General features: G+C 63.4%; 19 protein-coding genes. 9 read left to right on the forward strand and 10 right to left on the reverse strand.

The window, feature by feature from the left end; all coding sequences use genetic code 11:
- Positions 1-7 precede the first annotated feature (7 nt).
- From ggt to GGQ67_RS12115, 7 genes are all read right to left on the reverse strand, one after another.
- Complete coding sequence (ggt, locus tag GGQ67_RS12085; protein ID WP_183900414.1) at positions 8-1,753, reverse strand: gamma-glutamyltransferase; 1,746 nt, start codon at positions 1,751-1,753, stop codon at positions 8-10.
- A 72-nt stretch (positions 1,754-1,825) separates the two neighbouring features.
- Positions 1,826-2,896 carry an alpha/beta fold hydrolase gene (locus tag GGQ67_RS12090; protein WP_183900415.1) on the reverse strand — a complete coding sequence of 357 codons (1,071 nt, stop codon included), beginning with the start codon at positions 2,894-2,896 and terminating at the stop codon, positions 1,826-1,828.
- A 93-nt stretch (positions 2,897-2,989) separates the two neighbouring features.
- Positions 2,990-3,622, reverse strand: a complete 633-nt coding sequence (locus GGQ67_RS12095; protein WP_183900416.1) for a tetratricopeptide repeat protein — start codon at positions 3,620-3,622, stop codon at positions 2,990-2,992.
- 124 nt (positions 3,623-3,746) lie between these two features.
- Entirely contained in the window at positions 3,747-3,872 is a 126-nt protein-coding gene (ykgO, locus tag GGQ67_RS12100) for a type B 50S ribosomal protein L36 (RefSeq protein ID WP_003566454.1), read from the reverse strand.
- Between the two features lie 177 nt (positions 3,873-4,049).
- Complete coding sequence (locus tag GGQ67_RS12105) at positions 4,050-5,123, reverse strand: 5-(carboxyamino)imidazole ribonucleotide synthase (RefSeq protein WP_183900417.1); 1,074 nt, start codon at positions 5,121-5,123, stop codon at positions 4,050-4,052.
- Positions 5,120-5,614 carry a 5-(carboxyamino)imidazole ribonucleotide mutase gene (gene purE, locus GGQ67_RS12110; RefSeq protein ID WP_183900418.1) on the reverse strand — a complete coding sequence of 165 codons (495 nt, stop codon included), beginning with the start codon at positions 5,612-5,614 and terminating at the stop codon, positions 5,120-5,122. The genes GGQ67_RS12105 and purE overlap by 4 nt, the downstream gene beginning before the upstream one ends.
- A 16-nt stretch (positions 5,615-5,630) precedes the next feature.
- Positions 5,631-5,834: a YdcH family protein gene (locus tag GGQ67_RS12115; protein WP_112433111.1), complete on the reverse strand. Its 204-nt coding sequence runs from the start codon at positions 5,832-5,834 to the stop codon at positions 5,631-5,633.
- A gap of 229 nt (positions 5,835-6,063) precedes the next feature.
- Between GGQ67_RS12115 and GGQ67_RS12120 the strand changes: the two genes are divergently transcribed.
- The gene (locus GGQ67_RS12120) at positions 6,064-6,237 is read left to right on the forward strand and encodes a YdcH family protein (RefSeq protein WP_183900419.1); all 174 of its coding nucleotides are present in this window, start codon (positions 6,064-6,066) and stop codon (positions 6,235-6,237) included.
- A gap of 156 nt (positions 6,238-6,393) precedes the next feature.
- Here GGQ67_RS12120 and GGQ67_RS12125 read toward each other — a convergent pair whose 3' ends face one another.
- Both GGQ67_RS12125 and GGQ67_RS12130 read right to left on the reverse strand, forming a co-directional pair.
- Complete coding sequence (locus tag GGQ67_RS12125; RefSeq protein ID WP_018899705.1) at positions 6,394-6,654, reverse strand: ArsR/SmtB family transcription factor; 261 nt, start codon at positions 6,652-6,654, stop codon at positions 6,394-6,396.
- 69 nt (positions 6,655-6,723) lie between these two features.
- Entirely contained in the window at positions 6,724-7,488 is a 765-nt protein-coding gene (locus tag GGQ67_RS12130; RefSeq protein WP_183900420.1) for a sulfite exporter TauE/SafE family protein, read from the reverse strand.
- 107 nt (positions 7,489-7,595) lie between these two features.
- Here GGQ67_RS12130 and GGQ67_RS12135 point away from each other — a divergent pair, with 107 nt between their 5' ends.
- Together GGQ67_RS12135 and GGQ67_RS12140 are read left to right on the forward strand one after the other, a co-directional pair.
- On the forward strand, positions 7,596-8,249 hold the full coding sequence (locus GGQ67_RS12135; RefSeq protein ID WP_018899703.1) for a thiamine phosphate synthase: 654 nt from the start codon (positions 7,596-7,598) through the stop codon (positions 8,247-8,249).
- Between the two features lie 10 nt (positions 8,250-8,259).
- Positions 8,260-9,342, forward strand: a complete 1,083-nt coding sequence (locus tag GGQ67_RS12140) for a tetratricopeptide repeat protein (RefSeq protein WP_183900421.1) — start codon at positions 8,260-8,262, stop codon at positions 9,340-9,342.
- A 15-nt stretch (positions 9,343-9,357) separates the two neighbouring features.
- Here the strand turns inward: GGQ67_RS12140 and GGQ67_RS12145 are convergent, their stop codons facing one another.
- Positions 9,358-11,094: a methyl-accepting chemotaxis protein gene (locus GGQ67_RS12145; RefSeq protein WP_183900422.1), complete on the reverse strand. Its 1,737-nt coding sequence runs from the start codon at positions 11,092-11,094 to the stop codon at positions 9,358-9,360.
- Between the two features lie 344 nt (positions 11,095-11,438).
- Between GGQ67_RS12145 and GGQ67_RS12150 the strand changes: the two genes are divergently transcribed.
- The 6 genes from GGQ67_RS12150 to GGQ67_RS12175 are packed head-to-tail and all read left to right on the forward strand — an operon-like array spanning position 11,439 to position 16,650.
- Positions 11,439-11,768: an STAS domain-containing protein gene (locus tag GGQ67_RS12150; RefSeq protein WP_183900423.1), complete on the forward strand. Its 330-nt coding sequence runs from the start codon at positions 11,439-11,441 to the stop codon at positions 11,766-11,768.
- A complete protein-coding gene (locus GGQ67_RS12155) occupies positions 11,765-12,133 on the forward strand; it encodes a response regulator (RefSeq protein ID WP_112980074.1) in 369 nt (122 codons plus the stop codon). The genes GGQ67_RS12150 and GGQ67_RS12155 overlap by 4 nt, the downstream gene beginning before the upstream one ends.
- Positions 12,130-14,193: a chemotaxis protein CheA gene (locus tag GGQ67_RS12160; RefSeq protein WP_183900424.1), complete on the forward strand. Its 2,064-nt coding sequence runs from the start codon at positions 12,130-12,132 to the stop codon at positions 14,191-14,193. The genes GGQ67_RS12155 and GGQ67_RS12160 overlap by 4 nt, the downstream gene beginning before the upstream one ends.
- A complete protein-coding gene (locus GGQ67_RS12165; protein WP_183900425.1) occupies positions 14,190-14,690 on the forward strand; it encodes a chemotaxis protein CheW in 501 nt (166 codons plus the stop codon). The genes GGQ67_RS12160 and GGQ67_RS12165 overlap by 4 nt, the downstream gene beginning before the upstream one ends.
- A gap of 30 nt (positions 14,691-14,720) precedes the next feature.
- Complete coding sequence (locus tag GGQ67_RS12170) at positions 14,721-16,412, forward strand: methyl-accepting chemotaxis protein (RefSeq protein WP_183900426.1); 1,692 nt, start codon at positions 14,721-14,723, stop codon at positions 16,410-16,412.
- A 43-nt stretch (positions 16,413-16,455) separates the two neighbouring features.
- The gene (locus GGQ67_RS12175; protein WP_183900524.1) at positions 16,456-16,650 is read left to right on the forward strand and encodes a hypothetical protein; all 195 of its coding nucleotides are present in this window, start codon (positions 16,456-16,458) and stop codon (positions 16,648-16,650) included.
- Positions 16,651-16,768: the final 118 nt, after the last annotated feature.

Raw genomic sequence — 16,768 nt, forward strand, 5'->3', positions numbered from 1 at the left:
AAGCCGATCAGTAACCGCGGGCCGAGCCCTCGGTCGCGCGGCTGTCCATGGCGCCGTAGTAGCGGGCGCCGCCGCCCTTCTCGATATCTTTCAGGCTCTTGCCGCCGACGAGGATGCCGGCGGCCTGGCCCCAGACGGGCGGGCCGCTGCCGTCGTCCATGGTGTGGCCCATCGCGATCAGGGCCCGGATCGTGTCGGGCGACAATGCATAGGGCTCGAAATAGATCTTGTCGGGCTGCCACTGGTGGTGGATGCGCGGGGCATTGACGGCCTGGCTGATATCCATGCCGAAATCGACGACATTCAGGATGGCTTCCAGCGTGATGGTGATGATGCGCGAGCCGCCGGGGCTGCCGATCACCATGAAGGGCTTGCCGTCCTTCGTCACGATGGTTGGACTCATCGACGAGAGCGGGGTCTTCTTCGGCGCGATGGCGTTGGCTTCACCCTGGACGAGGCCGTAGAGATTGGGGACGCCCGGCTTGGAGGTGAAGTCGTCCATCTCGTTGTTCAGCAATATGCCGGTGCCCGGCGCCACGACGCCGGCGCCGAAGTTGCCGTTCAGGGTGTAGGTGACCGCGACCGCGTTCCCCTCCTTGTCGATGATGGAATAGTGCGTGGTTTCGGTGCTTTCCCTGGCGCCGAGCGGCTTCAGGTTGGCGGATGTGCCCGACTTGTTGATGTCGATCCTGGCGCGGATATTCTTGGCGTAGCTCTTGTCGAGAAGGGTCGTGACAGGGTTGTCGACGAAATCCGGGTCGCCGAGGGCGGCGTTACGGTCGACATAGGCGTAGCGCATCGCCTCGGTCATGAGGTGCACGGTCTCGGCCGAGCCGTAGCCGAGGAAGGAGAGCGGATAGCCTTCCAGGATGTTCAGGATTTCGCAGATGATGACGCCGCCCGATGAGGGTGGGGGCGAGGAGATGATGTCATAGCCGCGATAGCTGCATTCCACCGGTTTCAGTTCGCGCACCTGATATTGCTCGAAGTCCTCCCTGGCGAGAATGCCGCCCTTGGCCTGGCTGGCCTTGACGATGGCGTCGGCCGGCATGTCCTTGTAGAAGGCGTCGGTGCCCTTGTCGGAAATGCTAGCAAGCACGGCTGCCAGTTCCGGCTGGACCAGCTTTTCGCCCGAGGTGAAGAGCTTGCCGTCGGGCTTGAGGAAGATCTTGGCGGCCGCCTCGTCCTTGGCCAGCCGCTTGGCGCTGTTCTCGATCGAGGCCACATCGCCCTGCTCGAGGGTGAAGCCGTCCCTGGCGTAGCGGATGGCGGGAGCGATGAGATCCTGGCGCGACTTGGTGCCGTATTTCTCGCGAGCGGTCTCGAAGCCCATGACCGAGCCGGGCACGCCGACGGCCAGATAGCCGTCGAGGCTGGCGCGGGGCACGATGTCGCCCTTGGCGTCGAGATACATGGTCTTGGTGGCGGCCAGCGGCGCGCGCTCGCGGAAATCGAGGAAGGTGGTCTTGCCGTCCTTCATGCGGATGGTCATGAAGCCGCCGCCGCCGATATTGCCGGCGGTCGGATAGACCACGGCCAGCGCATAGCCGACGGCGACCGCGGCATCCACGGCGTTGCCACCGTTCTTCAGCACATCCACGCCGACATCGGTCGCCAGGTGCTGGGCCGTGACGACCATGCCGTTGTCGGCCTCGACCGGCGCGGGCGAGGCGGCGAGCGCCGGCGAGATTGGCCCGAGCGTCAGCGACAGGGCGGCGAGCAGGGCTGCGGATTTCGTGCGAAGGCGGTCCATGATGTTCCCCTCGGTGGACGGCGATAGGGAAGATATGGGGCTGCAGGCGCGGCGGGCAATGCGTGGCGCGCGTCAAGCACTGCCTTGCAGGTCCGGGGTGGCGATGGGTTGCGGCTGCGGGGCTATCGGTAGATTGGCGTCAGGTGCAACAGCGGTTGCCAGCCTCGCCTCGGCGACGCGCGCGGCTGCCTGGAGATCGCGGTCGTGGCCGGCGATCTTTTCGAGCGCGGCGATCGCGACGTCGGTGGCGAGGTAATCCGGCTTGTGGCCGACGCCCTTGATCCTGACCAGTTCGGAGCCGGCGATATCGCGGGCGAGGCCCTGCGAGTGCAGGTGCTCCCAGACGATGTCGTCGCTGTCGCCCGTGATGATGACGGTGGGCGCCGATATTCGCACATAGAGATGCGATTGCGTCTTGAAGTAATCGAGAAGGCGCACGAAGTCGGCGGCGTTGTTGTGGAAGGTGGCGGGGCGCAGCACCAGCGATGGGCCTGTCTTCATGATGTAGTCTTCCGGCCGCGGGTTGGGGCGGAAGACGTTGTGCGTGCCGCGCTCCAGGCGCCTCAAACCCAGCGGTATGACGAGCGCGTGGTTGAAGAGCCAGCCGATCACCGGCGCGGTGGAAACGTGATAGTACCAGTCGACGCCGCCTGGCCAAGGGTGGGTGGCGGGCGCCAGGAAGAGCAGGCCCGCCGTCTTTTCCGGATGACGGACGCCGAAGGCGGCGGCGATGGCGCCGCCGAAGGAGTGGCCGACGATGATCGCCTTGTCGATGCCGCGTTTTTCCATCAGCGCGGCGATGGCGTCCGCCTGGCCCGAGGGCAGGGCATTGTCCGGTCCGCCGCGTTCGGAATAGCCGTGGCCGGGGCGATCGACGAAAAGCATTTCGGCGCGGCCGCGCAGAGGCTCCAGAAAGGCGCCGATCTGGTCGAGCAGGTTGCCGCTGGCGCCGTGGATGAAGACGAGCGGCGGCAGGTCGGCGGTTTCGGGGCGCTCGATGTGGACCGCGTTCATGCGGTAGCCGCCGATATCCGTCAGTTCGCCGATGTTGGGATAGGCCTGTTCGAACTGGCGGGCCTTATAGGAGGAGTAGCCGATCGCGGCGGCTATGGGGGCGAGGAGGGCGGAGACGAGGGTAAGCATGGTGCGACCTGCGGCATGGACTAACGGACAATACGTTAGATTGGCCCGCGCGGTTCACCTTCAAGAGGCCAGAGGCCGCGCTATGACGTTACGTCAGGTGCGGCTGCCGGCAAGCTTTTCGGAGAGCGTGTTCAGCTGATCCTGCGCATTGCGGTTGGCGGGGAATATTTCGAGAAAGCGCTCCCACGCCTTCAGCGCCAGCTGGTCGTTGCCGCTGTCGCCGAGGATCGCGGCCATGCCGGCGAGCGCGCCGAAATGGCGCGGCTCGATATCGAGCACACGTTCGATATCGGACATCGACTTGCGCATGGCGCCGTTGGTGTAGTTCAGCGTGGCGCGGCGGTTCCAGCTCTCGGAATAGCCGGGCTTCAGCGCAATGGCCTGGTCGAGGAAATCGAGTGCGGCACTGTTGCGCTTCTCCTCGACCGCCTTGTCGGCCCACTGCATCAGGAGATTGACGGTGGCGCTGCCCGAATCGTTCCACTCGGCACGGATCTGGTTGGCGATATCGTCCGCCTTGTCGGCATCGCGCTCGCGCTTCAATTGCGCGAAGAGCTGGTCGAGATGTTCCCTGGGCGAAAGGTTCGCGGCCTGCTGCTCGACGAGCTTTTCCTTTTCCCGCACGGGTGCGGGCTCCTGCGCGTGGGCAGGCAGGGACGTGGAAAGCAGTGCGAGGAAGAGCGGCAGGGCCGCGCAGGTCATAGCCAAAAAACGCATGGCGGGCATCATAGCCCGCCAACGCGAAAGATCAAAACACTTTAACGGGATCATTCATCGAGAAAATGAAACCCGGGACCCTTCCGGACAGGCTCAGGCGCTGAAACGCTGCCGAGCCATCCGGCCAGCCAAATCAGCCCTGACGAGCCTTGAAGCGTGGGTTCAGCTTGTTGATGATGTAGATGCGGCCCTTGCGGCGAACCAGGCGGTTGTCACGGTGACGAGCCTTGAGCGACTTGAGCGAATTCTTGATCTTCATTGTTTTGATCCGCGATGTTTGGGGGAATTCACATTCGCCCGTATCTATTACATTCAAAAGCGCGCTCAGGGCGCGCTCTTCAGGTTGGGCGTGCAGATAACCCGGCCACTTGTCTGTGTCAACCACGTGAAGGTGTTTTTCCCGTGGCTGTGGCCGGTTTTGTCAGGGAAAAACCCCTTATTTCCCCGCAAGTGTGGTGGCAAGCGTGGTCACATGGCCCATCTTGCGGCCGGGTCTCGATTCCGTCTTTCCATAGAGGTGAACGAGCGTGTCGCGCCGCTTCAGCCAGTCCGGAAGTGCCAGAATATCGTCGCCGATCAGGTTCCGCATGACGCAGTCGGAGTGGCGATCGGCGTTGCCGAGCGGCAGGGCGGCGACGGCGCGGATATGTTGCTCGAACTGCGAGATCACGCAGGCCGCTTCCGTCCAGTGGCCGGAATTGTGCACGCGCGGCGCCATCTCGTTGGCGATCAGGCTGCCGTCGGAGAGCGCGAAGAACTCGATGCCGATCACGCCGACATAGCCGAGCGTCGTCAGGATCTTCTCGGCGGCCTCGCGCGCGGCGCTGGCCGTGGCGTCGGTGATTGACGCTGGAACCGTCGAGGTGTGCAGGATGCCGTTGCGGTGCACGTTTTCGGCCGGGTCGTAGCTGACGACGCTGCCGTCGGTGGCGCGGGCGGCGATGACCGAGATCTCGCGCTCGAAGGCGACGAAGCTCTCGAGGATCAGCGGCACGCCGCCGAGTTCGGCGAAGGCGCCTTCGGCGCTGTCCGATGCCGAGCGGAAGACTTTCTGGCCCTTGCCGTCATAGCCGAGCCGGCGCGTCTTCAAGACACCCTGGCCGCCGAAATCGGCAAGGGCTGCCTCGAGATCGGCCTGGCTGTCGACGGCGTGGAATCGCGCTGTCGGAATGCCGCAATCATTGATGAAGCGCTTTTCGACGAGACGGTCCTGGGCGGCTTCCAGCGCCTTCGGCGGCGGATAGACCGGCACGGTCTGGGCCAGCGCTTCGGCTGCGGAGACGGGGACGTTCTCGAATTCGTAGGTGACGACGTCGCAGACGGTCGCCAGTTCCTCGAGTGCCGCGGGATCGTCATAGGCGGCAACGATCTGCCGGCTGGCGACCTGCGCTGCCGGGCAATCGGCCTGCGGCTCGAGAATGATGGTGCGGAAGTTCAGGCGGGCGGCAGCCATGGCCAGCATGCGGCCAAGTTGGCCGCCGCCGATGATGCCGATCGTTGTCATGCTCATAGGTCGTCCATCGGATATTCGGCGATCGCCGCACTTTGGCTCTCGCGCCATTCGTCAAGCCGGTCGGCGAGGTCTTCGTCCGCCAGCGCCAGAACCGCCGCGGCAAGAAGCGCCGCATTGATGGCGCCGGCCTTGCCGATCGCCAGCGTGCCGACCGGGATGCCACCGGGCATCTGCACGATCGACAGCAGGCTGTCCTGGCCGGACATCGTCTTCGACTGCACGGGAACGCCGAAAACAGGAAGCGGGGTCATGGCCGCGGTCATGCCGGGAAGATGGGCGGCGCCACCGGCACCGGCGATGATGACCTTGAAGCCTTCCGCCTTGGCGCCCTTGGCGAACTCGACCATGCGATCGGGCGTGCGATGTGCCGATATGATCCTGGCGTCATAGGGGATCTCGAGCGCCTCCAGCGTATCGGCGGCGTTCTTCATGGTCTCCCAATCGGACTGGCTTCCCATGATGATGGCAACGGTCGGTCTGTCTGTCATCGTCACGACACTTCCTTCAGGCGATGATATCCGGGATGATCTGGTCTTCGAGCTTCGACAGCTTGTCCTTGATAACCAGCTTCTTTTTCTTCATGCGCTGAACGCGCAGCGCATCGCAGCCAGTCGCGATCATGGCGTTGATGGCGACATCGTAATCCTCATGCTCCTGGCGCAGGCGCGCCACGATGAGCCTGACTTCCGCCTGTTCCTGATCCGGCATACGCAATCCCCATGATCGTCTTCAGACCTTCTCCGGCCTGTCGCTAATTTTTGCAAGCTCCTATCACCAAATAGCGGTAACGGCTAGTTAGTCTCGATCATGAATTTGCCACGCTCTCTCCTTGTTTTCGCCTTCGACAACCCTTCAAAAATGTGTCACAGTTTGAGGGTTGACGCCTTGGATCTCCGGCGGTGTTGGCTGGAGAAAGGCTAGAGGAAGGAAGGGTCATATGACTGTTCAAGCTCATCTTGAATCACTCCAGAAGAAGCATGGCGCTCTCGAGGAGGAGCTCCATTCACTGATGGCATCCCCCTCCAGAGACGACCGTGAGGTTGCCGAGTGCAAGCGCAGAAAACTGCGCATCAAAGACGAGATTGAGCGTCTTAAATCATCCGTACATTAAGCAGAACAGAACGTTACAGGGCGTGGTCGACGCGATGCAAAGGGTAAATATCGCAATATAACCAGTTGTTTAGTCATTGATCGCGGCCGTTGGAATGTTCCTGCGCGTCGGTTGCCGAAAAGGTCGCAGCCGGCGCGTTTTCATGTCCGGGCAATGCTATGCCCAGAACTGATCGAGCCAGAGATTGAGCCTGTCGAAGCCGCGATTGTTGACCGCGTAGATGCGTTTCGTGCCATCCGCGGTGACCGAGACGAGGTCGCAATCGAGCAGGGCCTTGAGGTGCTGGGAAACGGCCGGACGGCTGATCGGAAGGCCTTCGGCCAGCTCGTTGACGGTGCGCGGCGAGCGTCGCAATTCCTCCAGCAGGAAGCGCCGGTGAGGGTCGGCAATCGCAGTGAAGGGGTCCACGTTCGACATGGCGAAAAGCTACGTCAAATGGAGAATTTGGGCAAGCGGATTGTGCGCCGCAGCGAAACCCGGCAAGCCCTAGTATCCAAGGCCTTCGCGGGCGATCAGCACGGCGGCGATCAGCGCCATCGCATACATGAACGGATAGAATATTTTCGGCTGCATGCGCTTCACGCACCACGCACCGGCGATGGTGGCAAGCGGGGCGAAGGGGAGCAGCGTCGCCGAGGTCGCGAGATTCTGGGTGTCGAGCTGGCCAAGCGCGAAATAGGGGATCAGCTTGACGGCATTGAGGATGGCGAAAAAGCGGACGCTGGTGCCGGTATATTCGCGCGGCGGCATTTGCAGCGGCAGCACATAGATCTGGAACGGCGCGCCGCCGGCGTGCGCCACGAAGCTGCCGTAGCCGGAGAAGGTGCCCCAGAGCGTGGCGCGGACCGGCCGCTGTCCATGCGGCGGCACGATCTTTCCTCTGCCGGGGCCGAAGTTGTTCAAGAAATAGCGCAGGCAGAAGAGGATGGTGACGACGCCGATGACGACGCGCAGGACGCTGCCGGGGACGAGCGCCGATGTGGCCCAGCCGAGCGCGATACCGGCGAGCGCGCCGGGGAGCATGATCTTCAGCGTCGTCCAGTCGCCATGCTTGCGCCAGATGACCAGCGAGATCATGTCCATGAAGATCAGGATCGGAAGCAAGATGGCGGCGGCCTGCACGGGGGAGACGACGAGCGCCAGGAAAGGCAGTCCGATCAGCGACAAGGCGTCGCCCATGCCGCCCTTCGCGAGGCCGACGAGAATGACGGCGGGAATGGCGGCGTAGTAAAATGACACGTCCATCGGCATGCTTTTGAAGTCCTCCCCTTGCCAGCCCGGTCTAACGGAATTACTCACACAAAACGAGTGCGGATCGGCCGGCAGACGGCGAAATCCGCTGGAAATGGAAAGAGTTCATGAGCGAACCTGAAAACCGCTGCCGCCTGGTGCTGATCGTGCCCGATATCGCCGATGCCGACGAGCAGGCGAAAATCGTCGGCGATGCCTTGAAGGGCGGCGATGTCGCCTCGATCATCCTGCCGCAATACGGGCTTGGTGACGGCGAGTTTCAGAAGCATGCCGAGAAGATCGTGCCGCTCGCGCAAAACGCGGGTGCGGCGGCGCTGCTGGCCGGCGACAGCCGTGTCGTGGGCCGCACCAAGGCGGACGGCCTGCACATCACCGGCGGCGCGGCGGAGATTTCCGAGGCGGTCGAGAAGTATGCCGACAAGCTGATCGTCGGCGGCGGCAACGCGGCCGACCGGCACCATGCGCTCGAAATCGGCGAGGAGCGCCCCGAGTATGTCTTCTTCGGCAAGCTCGAAGGCGACATCAAGCCGGAGGCGCATCCGAAGAACCTGGCGCTCGCCGAATGGTGGGCGTCGATGATCGAGATCCCGTGCATCGTCATGGGCGGCACCGATCCGGCGTCGGCTCTCGCTGTCGCCGAGAGCGGCGCGGAGTTCGTTGCCATGCGTCTCGCGGTTTTCGGCGAGCCGGCGCGGGCGGCCCTTGTCGTCGCGGAAATCAACGCACTTCTTGACGAAAAAGCGCCACGGTTTGAGGGTTGATATCGCCCTCATGCCCATGCTGACACGCCATTTGCGCCTTTCCTTCCTTGCCGCCGCCACATGTGTGGCGGCTTTCGCGCATGGCGCATCGGCTCAGCAGGTCGACAATCTGGTCACGCGGCCGCTTACCGGCGCGCCGGAAACGCTGAAATCCGGACGGCCGCAGCCGGACGGGGTAACGCCGTCCACGGGTGTCGGTGTGTTCGATCGCATGGGCGCGAAGCTTCCCGACCTGCCGCCGGAGAAGGACTACACGGGCAAGACCGACGATGCCTATGGCGCCTATCAGCGCGGCTATTTTCTGACCGCGATGGGCCTTGCCCTGCCGCGCGCGCAGCTTGGCGACCCGGCGGCGCAGACGCTGATGGGCGAACTGCTGGCCGAGGGCCTCGGCGTCAAGCGCGACGCCAAGAACTCCGCCTTCTGGTACGGAAAGGCGGCCGAGGGCGGCGACCCGTCGGCGATGTTCAAATACGCGCTCATCCTGATGGAGGGCCGGCTCGTTACGCGCGACAAGGCGCTCGCCGACGAATACATGCGCAAGGCGGCGGAAGCCGGCAATGCATCGGCTCAGTTCAACTGGGGACAGATCGTCGTTGCCGACAATCCCGGCGAAAAGGGGCTGAAGCTGGCGCTGCCCTTCTATGAAAGATCGGCCGAGCAGGGCGTCGCCGACGCGCAGTACGCGGTGGCGCAGATCTATTCGTCGCTGGCCGATCTGCCGCCCGAGAAGAAGCAGCTTGCCCGTGAATGGATGGCGCGCGCCGCCCGTGCCGGATTCGACACCGCGCAACTCGATCTCGGCATCTGGTTCGTCAACGGGACCAACGGCCCCCGCGATTTCGACAAGGGCTTCCAGTGGCTCAGGCTTGCCGCCAATGACGGCAACGTGGTGGCGCAGAACAAGCTGGCGCATCTCTATATCAATGCGCTCGGCACGAAGCCGGACCCGGTCGAGGCCACCAAATGGTACGTGCTCTCGCGCCGTGCCGGTCTGCCCGACCCGGCGCTCGAGGATTTCTACCTCGGTATCGATGAAAAGCAGCAGAAGGCGGGGATCGAAGCCGCCAACAAGTTCCGCCGCCTGCGCTGATCGCGCCCGATCGGTTTAGAACAACGCGTCCTCGAACAGGTCCTCGTCGCTGGACGCGGCACTTGCCGGCTCGGGTTCGGCAACGGCCGTCTCCTCGACCGCGGCGATGATGTCGCGGTGGACGTTTCGCTCCTGCACCATCGTATAGAGCTTGAAGATCCTGCGATCGAGCGGCGCGATGGCCTCGGCGAGATCCGAGATATCGGCGATCTCGGCGCCGGCCGCGTCCTCCAGCGCGTCGGCGCAGCCCGCCAGTACGTCACCGAGGTCCTTCTGGAAATCGAGCGTGCCGATCAGGAGGTTGATCTTGCCGGCGACCTCGCGGCCGTGTTCGGAGAGGATTTTCAGCTCCGCTTCCATCGTATCGGCGGCGGTGCGGATATCGGCGACGGCGGTGGTGAGGTTCTCGGCCAGGCCACCTGACGTCGTCTCGCTCGACGGCGCCACGCGACCGGCGGCTTCCTCCAGTGATGGAAGGCCGTTGACGATGGCGTCGGCGCTGTCATCCAGCTTGCCGGCGAAAATGCGCAGCTCCGCCGTGACGACGTTGATCGACTTGCCGGCTTCGCCGAGCCGGCTGCAGCGCAGATTGGTGTTCAGCGCCATGTAGTGAATATCGGTCTTCACCGCCTTGATGTTGCCGATCGCCTCCAGAAGCTTGGCGGTGGTGTCGCGGGTCGACTGACTGACCTGGTCGGCCTTGAGGGTGACGGCGTCGACCTGCTTGACGATCTCGTGGGCGGCCGAGACGCTGGATTCCAGCGCGCGGATGAAGTTGCCCTGACCGCCGCCGCTCATCTGGTCGCGCAGCCGCATGATCTCCTGGGTGTCGTGGCCGAAGCTGGCGATCGTCTTGACGACGTTCTGGGAATCGCGGTGAAAATCGCGGCACATTTCGTTCATCTGCGCTGCCGTCAGGTGCTGAATGACGTTTTGCAGGCGCGCGCGGGCGTCGGCGTTCAGGCCGCGGCCTTCCTCGCCGTCCAGGAATTCGTCGAGCAGCGTGAAGGTGCTCTGCACATGCTCGATACGCTGGCGGGTGATGTCGCCGATCTGCAGCGCCGACAGGGTCGAGGCGACCTTGCTCTGCACGCCTCTGGCGACCGCGCCGACGTCACGGGCGATGGCGCTCAAGGTCTGGCGGTGTTCGGCGATCTTGCGGGCGTCGCCGTCAAGGGCGCTCGCCACGGCGGGAACGGTGTCGGCATAGCTTCTGGAGACATCGGCGCCGAAGGTCAGCGCCAGCTTGACTTCCTTTTCCAGTTCCGCGATCCGCTCGGCGAAGCGGTTGACCTCGTCGGTGCCGGAATAGATGCGCTCGAGGATCTCCTGGGCGAAGCCCGCGAACTCGGCAAGACCGGCACCGGTGATCTTCACGGTGACCGCGAAAGTGCGCAGGTAGCGCATGGTTTCCTGCATGTCGGAGACGTGCCGGCGCAGCGAATATCCGGTCTCGGCGAGCGACGAAAGCGCTTCGCGGCGGGACTTTTCCGCAGTCGGGAGATCGCTGAGGCTCTTGACCGTCGCGCGCAGTTCGGCGCCGGCGTCGCCATTCTCACCGGCGTCGAGCGCCTTGGTGATGTTGTCGAGCGAGCTCAACAATCGGTTGAGGACGTCCATGACGGAGAGCAACACGGTGCCGCCTTCGAGAAAGCGCTCCTCGACCTTGCTGCGCGCCGCTTCCAATGTTTGGCTGATGGCTGATCCCGATCCCTGGAATGCAGTCAGTGCCGATGTCGCCCCGTTCGTCATTTTCTTGTCCTTTACTTAAAACCCTGGCAAGGTTCGGGACCATTTTTACGGGCATCGTGGAAATGACGGGTAAACAAACGAGACTCGTCAACGTTGTGCTTAACATAGCGTGAATTGCGCGGCTGATGTTTCCGGCGAAAGTTCCTATTTCATATAACATCATGATTTAATTTCTTTTTCCAAATATTATGCCGTGCTAATTATTATTTCTCCCGGGTGATAATTCGGGGAGTCGAGACTCGCCTCAATTGTATTTCATTGCAACCTAACTTTACGCGTTGTTAAGCGTGTCGTGAGATTCCTCAGCGTGTTGAAAAAGTATTTCTCCGCCATAGGAGGCCGAAGTGAGTGTGCGTGAACAGTATTCCGAGTCTATGTCCCTGCCTGAATCCCTGAGTATCAGGAATATATCGGATATATTCTCAAGAATTGTGTCTTTATTTAAGAATAACAACTCCGTTGTTCTTGATATTCCCGAAAAAGCTGAAGCCGATTTGAGTTTTGTGCAGCTGATCGAAGCTGTTCGTCGGCATGCCGATAGCAACGACAAAGCGCTCGCACTCGCGGCTCCGGCCCGCGGCCAGGTCCTGAAAGTGCTGGAGCGTGCCGGCTTCGTGGAAGCCTTCAACGGCGAAGATACAAAATTCTGGTTGCATGAAGAGGTAAAGCCATGAGCGCCAATATTCTTACCGTCGACGATTCCGCGAGCATCCGGCTGACGACCAAGGTCACGCTCACCAATGCCGGCTACACCGTCAGCGAGGCGGCCGATGGCGCGCAGGGTCTGGCGGCCGCGAAGGCCGGCAATTTCGACCTGATCATCACCGATCTCAACATGCCTGTCATGGACGGCCTGACGATGATCGAGGAGCTGCGCAAGCTGCCCGAGCATACCGGCGTGCCGATCATCTTCCTGACGACGGAATCCGACGCCGACCTCAAGGCCCGCGCCAAGGCGGCCGGCGCCACCGGCTGGCTGACCAAGCCGTTCGATCCCGAAAACCTCGTCAAGATCGCCAGGAAGGTGCTCGGCAGATGAGCGCTCTCGATCCTGTAGCGGTCTTTCGCACCGAGGCGGCCGAATGCCTCGAAGCCATCGAGGCGGGTCTTCTCGACCTGACGCACAAGCTCGACGACAAGGACGTCGTCGATGCCGTCTTCCGTGGCCTTCACACGCTGAAGGGCTCGGGCTCGATGTTCGGCTTCGATGCGCTGGCCGCCTTCACGCATCATTGCGAAACGGCGTTCGACCGGGTTCGCAAGGGCGAGGTGCCGGCGACGGCTGAACTCGTCGCCGCCGTGCTTGCCGCTCAGGATCACATGCGCGCGCTGGTCGATCGGCCGGACGCCGATCACGGCGATACGGGCCAACTGTTGCTTGCCCAGTTGCAGGCCGCGGTCGGCGAGACCTCGGGTGGCGCCGCGGTATCCGCCGTTCAGCCGGCTCCGGTGACCGTTCCCGCCGCCGCTGCCGCCAAGACCACCACATGGCGCATCCGCTTCAGCCTTCCCTCGAATTCGATGGCGAACGGCACCAATCCGCTCGGCCTGCTCGACGAGTTGCGCGATCTCGGCGAATGCAGCGTCAAGGCCAACCTTTCCGCCATTCCGCCGCTCGAAGAGCTCGTTCCGACGGATCTCTACGTCACCTGGGACGTCACCCTGACCAGCACGCAGGACCGCTCGGCGATCGACGACGTGTTCATCTTCGTCATGGACGACATGGAGCTCGAGGTCGAGGAAATCGCCGGTCCGGTGGCTCAGGAAGCCAAGGCTGAACCGGTCGCTCCGGTCGCCGAAGTGAAGGCCGAGCCTGTCGTCGCCGCGCCTGCTCCCGTCGCCGCGGCGCCGGAATTCAAGCCGGTCGACGCCGTGCCCGCGAAGCGCGAGAGTGCGGCCCAGGCCGACCAGCGGCAGGCGAAGGCGGCCGAAAACGTTCGCGTTCCGGCCGAGCGCCTCGACGAACTGATGGACCGCGTCGGCGAGCTCGTCATCGCCCAGTCGCGCCTCAGCCAGCTCGCCAGCGCCAGCGCCGATATCGCGCTGCGGTCGGTGTCGGAAGAAATCGAGCGCCTGTCGGGCGAACTGCGCGACACGATGATGGTGCTCCGCATGGTGCCGGTGGCGACGCTGTTTTCGCGCTTCCGCCGTCTCGTCCACGATCTCGCCCGCGAAACGGGCAAGGTGATCGAGCTGGTGACCGAGGGTGAAAGCACCGAGGTCGACAAGACCGTGATCGAGCGTCTCGCCGATCCGCTGGTGCATCTGGTGCGCAATTCGATCGACCACGGGCTGGAAACGCCGGCCGAGCGTCTGGCGGCGGGCAAGAGCGAAGCCGGCACGGTGACGCTGTCGGCGCGGCAGGCGGGCGGCGAGGTGATCATCTCGATCAAGGACGACGGCCGCGGCATCAACCGCGAGCGGGTGCGCGCCAAGGCGGAATCCTCCGGCCTCATCGCGCCGGGCCAGCCGCTGACCGATTCCGAACTGCTGCAGCTGATCTTCGCGCCGGGCTTTTCGACGGCCGCCGCCATCACCAATCTCTCCGGCCGTGGCGTCGGCATGGATGTGGTCAAGAAGACGGTCGAGGCGCTGCGTGGCGCGATCGACATCACCAGCCTCAATGGCCAGGGCTCGGAAGTGTCGCTGCGCATTCCGCTGACGCTTGCCATCATCGACGGCCTGCTCGTGCGGGTCGGAAACGGCAGCTACGTCATTCCGCTCTCGGCCGTCGAGGAATGCCTCGAACTGTCGCTGGAAGAGGACCTGCGTTCGCGCGGCCGCAGCTTCATCTCGCTGCGTGACAGCCTCGTGCCGTTCCTGAGACTGCGCGATCTCTTCCGCACCGGCACCAAGCCCGATGTGCACCAGAAGGTCGTGGTCATCTCCACCGGCACGGAGCGTGTCGGCCTGGTGGTCGACCAGATCATCGGAGACCACCAGACGGTCATCAAGTCGATGTCGAAGCTGCACAACGACGTGTCCACCTTCTCGGGCGCCACCATCCTCGGCGACGGCAGCGTCGCCCTCATTCTCGACGTCGGCCATCTCGTGGCCGCCGGTCAGCAACAGGAAACACAGATGCGGGTGGCAGGATGAGCGCGGCAGCCGAGAAGATAGACCATCATTGGAACTATGCCGACGAGGTCGAGGTCCTGACCTTCGACATGAACGGCGAGACCTTCGCGCTGGAGGCGGTGATCGTCCAGGAAATCCTGGACCTCTTGCCGGAGACGGCGGTACCGGGGGCGCAGCCCTTCGTCGCCAGCGTCATCAATTTCCGCGGCAAGGTCATTCCGCTGGCCGACCTTCGCCTGGCCTTCGGCATGGACGGCACGGAAGCGACGATTGACAGCCGCATCATCGTCATCGAGATCGATCTCGATGGTGAGGCGACGCTGGTCGGCCTGCGCACCGACAAGGTCAACGAGGTGACGACGCTGGCGCGGGCAGCCAGCGAACCGCCACCGAGCGTCGGCATGCGCTGGCGCGCCGACTACATCGACTGCCTGGTGAAGCGCGGGGGCGAGTTCATCATCCTGCCAAATCTGCAGGCACTGTTTTCTTCACGACACGAAACACCGACCGCCGTTTAGGCAGCGTCATCGAGGGTAAGGGGTTACAAGATGCGATTGACGATCAAGACGAAACTGGTGTCGGCGTTTGCCTTCATCATCCTCATGCTGCTGGGCACATCGACCTATTCGATCATCAGCCTCAGCGGCCTGAACAACACCATCTCCGCCGTGTTGACCGGTCCGGCGGCGCGTCTGGAACTGGCGCAGAGCATCAATATCGGCCAGCTGGAAGCCATCCGTCAGCAGAAGAACCTGCTGATGGCGACGAATGCCGCCGAAGTGGACGGCTCCATCGCCAAGGGTGATGTCGGACGCAAGGAATTCGCGCAGTCGCTGGCATCCGTGCTGCAGATCGCCACGGAACAGGGCCGTCCGCGCTGGGAACAGGTCTCCGAGCTCTCGAAGGCGTTCTTCCAGGCCGACGACCAGATCCGCACATTCGTGAAGGCGGGCAATACGGAAGCAGCCAACAACATCTCCGTGACCACGGCGCGTACCGCCGCCAACGAGATCGATGCCGCGCTCGCTGAAATCCTCAAGCTCGAAAAGCAGCGCATGAGCACCGCCGACGACGAAGCCGAGGCGAGCTATGTCGCAACGCGCACGACGATGATCGTCGCGGTCGCCGCAGCGCTTGTTTTCGCCGCCATCACCGCCTTCTGGATCGCCAGCACCATCTCCAAGGGCCTGAGCCGCGCCAACATGGTGGTGCGCGAAGTCGCCGAAGGAGATCTCACGAAGATGGCCGAGATCACCAATCGTGACGAGATCGGCGAAATGCTCGGGAACGTCAACCTGATGATCGAGCGCCTGCGTGGTGTCGTCGGCGATGCGCTTTCGGCCTCCGAGAACGTGTCCGCCGGCAGCCAGGAGCTGTCCGCCAGCTCCGAGCAGGTGTCGCAGGGTGCGAGCGAACAAGCGGCATCGGCCGAGGAAGCCTCGGCTTCGATGGAGGAGATGGCCGCCAACATCAAGCAGAACGCCGACAACGCGGCGCAGACCGAGAAGATCGCGCGTCAGTCCGCCAAGGACGCGGAAGAAAGCGGCGCCGCCGTCAGCCGTGCGGTTGAGGCCATGCGCACCATCGCCGACAAGATCGTCATCGTGCAGGAGATCGCTCGCCAGACGGACCTTCTCGCTCTCAACGCCGCCGTCGAGGCCGCGCGTGCCGGCGAGCATGGCAAGGGCTTCGCGGTCGTTGCTTCGGAAGTCCGCAAGCTCGCCGAACGCAGCCAGTCGGCAGCCGCCGAGATCAGCGCCATGTCGGGCGATACCGTCAAGGCCGCCAGCAATGCCGGCGACATGCTTGGCCGCCTGGTTCCCGATATCCGCAAGACCGCCGAGTTGGTCTCCGAGATCAGCGCCGCCTGCCGCGAGCAGGATATCGGCGCCGCCCAGATCAACGAGGCGATCCAGCAGCTCGACAAGGTGACGCAGCAGAACGCCGGCGCCTCCGAGCAGATGTCGGCGACATCGGAAGAGCTCGCGGCGCAGGCCGAGGAGCTGCAGGCCTCGATCGCCTTCTTCAAGGTCGATACCACCGGCAGCAAGGCCGGCTTCAAGAAGCCCGCGACCAAGCCGGCCGCCAAGGCTCCGGCCGCACGGCCCGCCGTCGTCAGCAACAAGAATGTCGCCACCCGCTCCGTCGCCGCCCAGCAGGCGCGCGCCAAGGGCTTTGCCCTCGACATGTCGATGGGCGGCCCGGATGCCAGCGACGACGATTTCCGCGAAAGCGCGTGATCGATGACCATGTCGTGGCCGGTTGGCCGGCCACGACAGTCGCATGCCAACGAATGGATCGTTGGAGGCGCGGCGCGCGACAGCAGCCGGCCATGAGCGGATGAAAGCTCCCACTTTTAAGAAGAATTTCAGTGTCCGCTCGGTTTCGGCCCAGCAGGCACGCGCCAAGGGTTTCGCTCTCGACCTGTCGATGGGTGGCCCGGACGCCGGTGACGACGATTTCCTCGAAAGCGCCTGATTTACGTTTCGTCGCCTCGGGCGTTCAGCCCGGAGCGACAACCCGACGTGTGTATACGTCGGTTGAAATATCCGGATTCCGGAGATCGCAGAAGGGTGGATGTACAGTCTTCCTGCGC

This window comes from Rhizobium metallidurans, assembly GCF_014196505.1.
Classification (GTDB): domain Bacteria; phylum Pseudomonadota; class Alphaproteobacteria; order Rhizobiales; family Rhizobiaceae; genus Rhizobium; species Rhizobium metallidurans.